This is a genomic window from Nocardia farcinica (assembly GCF_029867845.1).
In the GTDB taxonomy this organism is placed as follows: Bacteria; Actinomycetota; Actinomycetes; order Mycobacteriales; family Mycobacteriaceae; genus Nocardia; species Nocardia farcinica_A.
Map to the genome: position 1 here is coordinate 1 of NZ_JARWRU010001123.1, position 1,146 is coordinate 1,146.

Sequence of the window (1,146 nt, forward strand, 5' to 3'; positions counted from 1 at the left end):
TTCGCGCTGACCCAGTTGCCGGGTCTCTTGCTCGCCGACGACGTCGACGCGGTGCAGGGGCTGCTGCGCGCGCTGCTGCGGTACCGCCGCCCGTCCTCGGCCACCTTCCGGCTGGTCCGCCCCAACGGCGACTCCCGCCACATCAGGGTGATCGCCGAGCCGGTCGTGGACGACGCCTCGCACCTGCTGGCCCTGCGCGGCGCCTACCAGGACATCTCCGCCCAGCACTGGACGGAGGTGGCGCTCTCGGCCACCCAGGACCGGCTGGTGCACTCCGAGGAGCAGGCCGCCGAGTCCAGCAAGCTCGCCCGCCAGCTGCAACAGGCCATCATGCCCGCCGCCCAGCCCTCCATCGAGGCGTTCGGCCTGCAGATCGCGGTGCGCTACCAGCCCACCGAGGAGGACGCGCTCGTCGGTGGCGACTGGTACGACGCGGTCGTGCTGCCGTCCAAGCAGATCCTGGTCTCCGTGGGCGACATCACCGGCCACGGCATCAAGGCCGCGACCGGAATGGTGGTGCTGCGCAACGCCCTTCGCGGTCTCGCCACCACCGGCGCTGGTCCGGGCCAGATGCTGACCTGGCTCAATCTGGTCACCCATTATCTGACCGACGACATCTACGCCACCGCCGTCTGCGGCCTCTACAACCCGCAGACCCGCGTGCTGCGCTGGGCCAGGGCGGGGCACCTGCCCCCGGTGCTGGTGCGCGACGGCCGCGCCGAGAACCTGCCGGAGCTGCCCGGCATCATCCTCGGCGCGGTGGCCGAGACCACCTACCAGGAAGCCGAGGTGCAACTCGACCCCGACGACGTCCTGTTGCTCTACACCGACGGCCTGGTCGAGCGTCGCGACCGCGACATCGACGAGTGCGTGGCGAGCATGCTCGAGCAGTCGGCCCGCTTCCGCGGCAATCTGGACGATCTGGTGGACCACCTGCTCCGACAGAGCGAGGCCAACACCGACGACGACACCTGCCTGGTCGGGCTCAAGGTCGGTCAGGGGTCGAGCACACCGACCAGCTGAGCCCCTGCACACGGCGGGTGACATCGACGGCGAGACAAGGGACGCGCTGTGGTCGTTCTTCCACGACCGCGAATCCACGATCTGGAGTTACGGATACACCACCCAGACGCTCAACTGGGGCGA

1 protein-coding gene is annotated in these 1,146 nt (G+C 69.6%); it reads left to right on the plus strand.

Translation table 11 applies throughout. The features are described from left to right. Positions 1-1,023 (plus strand): PP2C family protein-serine/threonine phosphatase (locus tag QH283_RS24905; RefSeq protein WP_280505367.1); only part of this gene is annotated, 1,023 nt, incomplete at its 5' end. Between the last annotated feature and the right edge of the window lie 123 nt (positions 1,024-1,146).